The sequence below is a fragment of the Paenibacillus xylaniclasticus genome (genome assembly GCF_004001065.1).
GTDB classification, from domain to species: Bacteria; Bacillota; Bacilli; order Paenibacillales; family Paenibacillaceae; genus Paenibacillus_T; species Paenibacillus_T xylaniclasticus.
The window spans coordinates 1-4654 of sequence record NZ_BIML01000066.1 but is presented as its reverse complement, the minus strand read 5'-3'; the positions used below and the strand labels follow the sequence as shown (position 1 = coordinate 4654).

The following is a 4654-nucleotide window of genomic DNA, read 5'->3' as shown; positions in this document are numbered from 1 at the left end:
GTAAGCGTCAAACCTAGCCCACCTTCAACCGCCAGATCATCTATGAGAAAATGAGAGCAACTCAAGAACAGGAGGTTGCCTCATGACCAACAGAGACAAACACCGTCAAGACTGGGCGCTCCGCGTGGCAGACTACAAGGCCAGCGGCCTTACCATGTCCGCATGGTGCGCAGCCAATAGCCTCTCGAAAGAATCCTTAAAATATTGGCTTCGCAAATTGAGAAATTCATCCCCTACGTCGTCCTCGACTGCGACGAATTGGCTGCCGCTTACCGTAACCAGTCTTGCCGCTCCCGATGCTTCCCCAATCATCGTCCGGATTGGACAAGCCAGCATTGAACTACGTCCGGACTTCGATCCGTATTTGTTTCGCCAAATCGTCCATGCCCTGGAATCCCCATGCTGACGCTCCCAAACGTTCCGCATGTTTATCTCGCCACGGGCGCAACCGATCTGCGCAAGTCCATTGACGGTCTAGCTGCCCTGGTGCAAGAGAGCTTCGGTCTGAATCCCTTCGCTCCGTGCTTGTTCGTGTTCTGCAATCGCGAGCGCAACAAACTCAAAATCCTTTACTGGGAGCATAACGGCTTCTGGCTACTTTATCGTCGGCTTGAACGTGGTACGTTCCAGTGGCCAGCATCCGGAAGCGCCCCACTCTCCATCTCCAGTCGAGAACTGCGCTGGCTGCTCGACGGGCTTTCGTTGAGCCAAAATCAGGCACATCCTCAAGTGATTGCCCAAGCCGTCATCTAAATGGATTTTGTTTGCAGGATTGACACGCCTTCAAGCAGGAAAACAATCGCAGTCTGCGAAGACTTGTCCATATGAATAATCAAACGGAAACGCCAAATCTTACAATTGAAAATTACGAGGCGACCATTACGAAACAAGACGCGCAAATTGCTGAACTAACAGCCAAGCTTAAATGGTACGAAGAGCAGTTCCGCCTCGCCCAGAAAAAGCGTTTCGGCGCTTCAAGTGAGAAAACGAATCCCGATCAGCTGGAATTCGATCTGTTCAACGAAGCCGAAGCGCTGGCAGCGCCTGAAACGCAGGAATCGGACGTTGAAACCATCACGTATAGCCGCAAAAAGTCAGCAAGCCGCGAAACCAAGCTGGCACAGCTCCCCGTTGAAACTGTCGTCCACGAGTTGCCTGTCTCGGAGCAGATCTGCTCCTGCTGCGGCGGTGAGCTCCATGAGATGAGCACAGAGACGCGTAATGAAATTGCCATCATTCTAGCGGAAATGAAGGTCGTACGTCATGTGCGGCTGGTGTATGCATGCCGCCACTGCGAGCGCGAAGAGATTCGCACGCCGATCGTTACCGCTCCGATGCCGAAGCCGGTCTATCCGGGAAGCCTGGCTTCGCCATCTATCCTGGCGCATGTCATGAGCCAGAAGTATGTGGACAGCCAGCCGCTCTACCGGCAAGAGCAGCAATTCGCACGCATGGGACTGACTCTATCACGCCAGACGCTTGCCAATTGGATGATCTATGGTGCGGAGCACTGGCTTTCGCTGCTGACCCAGCGGATGAAGAGTTATCTATTGAAGCAAGACATCTTGCATGCCGATGAAACCACGCTGCAAGTGCTGCGTGAACCAGGCAAGTCAGCGGAATCCCAGTCGTATCTATGGCTGTATCGTACAGGCCGAACAGGCCCGCCAATTGTGCTGTACGACTACCGACCAACACGTGGGGGCGAGAATCCGCGAGATTATCTTAGTGGATTCAGCGGCTATCTTCACGTGGACGGCTATGCCGGTTACCACAAGGTGAAGGATGTCACGCTCGTTGGATGTTGGGCGCATGCACGCCGCAAGTTTGACGAGGCTTTAAAGGCGTTGCCGCCTTCTTCGAACAAAGCAGAAACGGCGTCCAAGCAGGGGCTTCAGTTCTGCAATGAGCTATTTGCCATTGAGCGAGAACTGAAGGATGCAGCGCCGGAAGAGCGTTATACCATTCGAATGGAGCGAAGCCGCCCCATTTTGGATGCTTATTTGGCATGGCTTAAGCAGCAGCGATCCCGTACGCTGCCGAAGAGTCTACTCGGCCAAGCGATTGCTTACAGCCTAAACCAGTGGGACAAGCTGACCGCATTTCTGAAGGATGGTCGGCTGGAGATTGACAATAACCGAAGCGAACGGTCAATTAAGCCATTCGTCATTGGACGAAAAAACTGGCTGTTTGCCAACACGCCTCGCGGTGCCAAGGCCAGTGCCGACATCTACAGCGTGATGGAGACGGCAAAGGAAAACGGACTGAACCCGTTTCAATACTTGAAGTACCTGTTCGAGCAACTACCGCAACTTTCCGATCTGACCGATCTCGAAGTGCTGGACAGCCTGCTTCCATGGTCAACAACGCTGCCGCTGGCTTGCCGAGTATTCAAATCTTAATAGAAACACTAAACAGCCCTCAACTTAATGACAAGGTGGGGGCTGTTTGACGCTTACCTTTTGCTAATCTGATATGAACGGGGCTGAATCGCTGCGAATGAACAGTTATAGAAACAATAAATCGATAGTTACTGTTTTTTGCGATGCTTCATGCGATGATTCAAATAACTCGATTGGTTTGGGCGTGATTGTCGTAGGTATGGGCAAGCATATCGCTGTTTCTGAACTAAAACAGGTAGCCGCTTCTGATCCTTTATTCGGTGAATTGTTGGCAATTGAGTTTAGTATTAAGAGCCTTTCAGAACTTCTCGAATCCAATACTTTTGCTGTAGATAACTTGGAAAGGGCTATAATTTATTCCGACTGCGACATAATACAACGTTTGCTTTCCAAAACTTTATCATCCAAATCCATGTACACAGAGCTAGTTGATGAAATAATCACTCTACTAGAACAATTATCTACTACTTATGAAAAAATTGCTTTTAGCGTGAAGTACATTGGGCGCAGAAAGAAAATCTCATACTATAATTCCGCCCATGCCGCGGCGAGGAGGGTAATTGGGAAGGAATAGAGTGAGTTAGCTATTTCGTGCGTACATGCCATTTCAGAAAATTTGGTACGGAGTAAACAAGGGTTACGCTTGTTCAGAATGATATTTGATTTTCATTCGGCACTGGGTGGGGGGGGGGAACTACTGGAAAATAAAATAGTGCTACATTGGTTAGCAGCACTATTACTATCGCTATATTAGTCTATCCAGTCTTTCCTTTAACTCATTCATCGTTGGTTTTTGTCTGGCGATTGCCGTGATCGTCTTGCTGCGCTTGAATTCAGCACCATCAAACGGTATGGATGCTTCTTGATTTTTATGAAAATCGCTTAGTTGCACATTATTGTTTTTCAACATCGAAACCAACTCAGTAAGCATTTGAGTTTGACTGTTTAATACTCTTTCAATATGGTCAAGCTGTTTTTTGATTTTTTTACCCATGCTTTGTAATCGCCCTCCGTAAAATGATTGATCTTTGGAAAACTTATCTTCTCGCTTAAAATGCCGGAAATTATTAGGTTTGTTCTCAATAATTCGATCTAAAAAAAACAAGCATTTTCTCACATGTTGTTTAATGCTTGCAGTTGTTCAGCGTGGGAAGGGTCGATGTAAATGGCTGTGGTTTGAATGCTCTCGTGACGTGCCAATCTTCTGATCACTTCTATCGTAGCCCCACCGTTTGCTAGGTTCTTACAGAAGCTATGTCTAAAGCGGTGAGGAGTAATATTCTTCATGTTCGCCAAGTCAGCGTATTTATCGAGCATCACCTGTATTCCTCTTGCCCCAAACTTCCCCGATCGTTCAGATACAAACAGGTACGGAGAAGCTGAGTACTTTTCATCGATTAAGTCATCTCGAAGTTTCAACCACTGACGGAGGTTCTTGGAATGTTTGTTCAGCATGGTAACGATGGCATACTTCCCTTGCTTTCCTTCCCTAACTGTAATCGTAATGTCGCCGTTGACCTTAATATCCTCTAGCTTCAATTCCTCTACTTCTGCAACTCTTAAACCACAATAGAGCATTAAGTCTATGAGAGCCAAGTTGCGAAGGCGCTTAAAATCGTTGTTTTCTAATTCTACGTAGCTTATGAATCGCTCCTGTTCGACTTTCGTCAGCCATTTAACTACGCTTTTTTCTCCGAGTTTCTCTGTCGTTTGTACTTTTTGAATCTTAATCCGTGACATTGGGTTATCTTTGGTTACGCCTTGATCCGCAAGAAAGGCAAAAAAAGTTTTGAGGGCAGCCGTTGACTTGTTGATAGTTGCCTGTTTCCGATTCAAATTATGTTTCATAAATGATATGTACTCTTTAATTTCTATTGGTTTAACATTACCTAAATTGGCGTGCCCTACGGTTCCTTCGTACCACTCAATATACTGCCCCACCGCCGTCCTGTAAGCCTTGACGGTTTTTTCGTCTTTACCTTCATCGTATAACCAGTCTAAGAACCGTTCTATCAGATTCATTCAGAGTGCCCCATTTCGAAGTGTTCTACGAAGAAAATAACTCGAACCTCTATAGAGTTCTACGAATAATTTATCACAGTTTCAGGACATTTTCAACGCAGAATAATAATTCTACGAATAATTAACTGACTCTAAAAAAAGTTTCAATACAAAGAATCACTCCATTAGTGGCTACTGACTTGCCCCCAACTTTCGGTAATAAAGTGGTCCAGGTCGTACTGTCTGACTGG

6 protein-coding genes are annotated in these 4654 nt (G+C 46.8%); 4 read left to right on the top strand and 2 right to left on the bottom strand.

The window, feature by feature from the left end; translation table 11 throughout:
• Nucleotides 1-82: 82 nt before the first annotated feature.
• From tnpA to PXY01_RS21855, 4 genes are all read left to right on the top strand, one after another.
• Nucleotides 83-406, top strand: a complete 324-nt coding sequence (tnpA, locus tag PXY01_RS23440) for an IS66 family insertion sequence element accessory protein TnpA (protein WP_127573241.1) — start codon at nt 83-85, stop codon at nt 404-406.
• Complete coding sequence (gene tnpB / locus PXY01_RS23435) at nt 400-753, top strand: IS66 family insertion sequence element accessory protein TnpB (RefSeq protein ID WP_127573239.1); 354 nt, start codon at nt 400-402, stop codon at nt 751-753. The genes tnpA and tnpB overlap by 7 nt, the downstream gene beginning before the upstream one ends.
• A 71-nt stretch (nt 754-824) precedes the next feature.
• Nucleotides 825-2402 carry an IS66 family transposase gene (tnpC, locus tag PXY01_RS21860; protein WP_246028064.1) on the top strand — a complete coding sequence of 526 codons (1578 nt, stop codon included), beginning with the start codon at nt 825-827 and terminating at the stop codon, nt 2400-2402.
• Between the two features lie 97 nt (nt 2403-2499).
• Nucleotides 2500-2976: a hypothetical protein gene (locus tag PXY01_RS21855; protein ID WP_127573237.1), complete on the top strand. Its 477-nt coding sequence runs from the start codon at nt 2500-2502 to the stop codon at nt 2974-2976.
• Between the two features lie 171 nt (nt 2977-3147).
• On the opposite strand, the gene PXY01_RS21850 is transcribed toward PXY01_RS21855, so the two are convergent.
• Nucleotides 3148-3396, bottom strand: coding sequence for a hypothetical protein (locus tag PXY01_RS21850; RefSeq protein WP_127573235.1), 249 nt, complete (start codon nt 3394-3396; stop codon nt 3148-3150).
• Nucleotides 3397-3515: 119 nt separating this feature from the next.
• A complete protein-coding gene (locus tag PXY01_RS21845) occupies nt 3516-4424 on the bottom strand; it encodes a tyrosine-type recombinase/integrase (RefSeq protein WP_127573233.1) in 909 nt (302 codons plus the stop codon).
• Between the last annotated feature and the right edge of the window lie 230 nt (nt 4425-4654).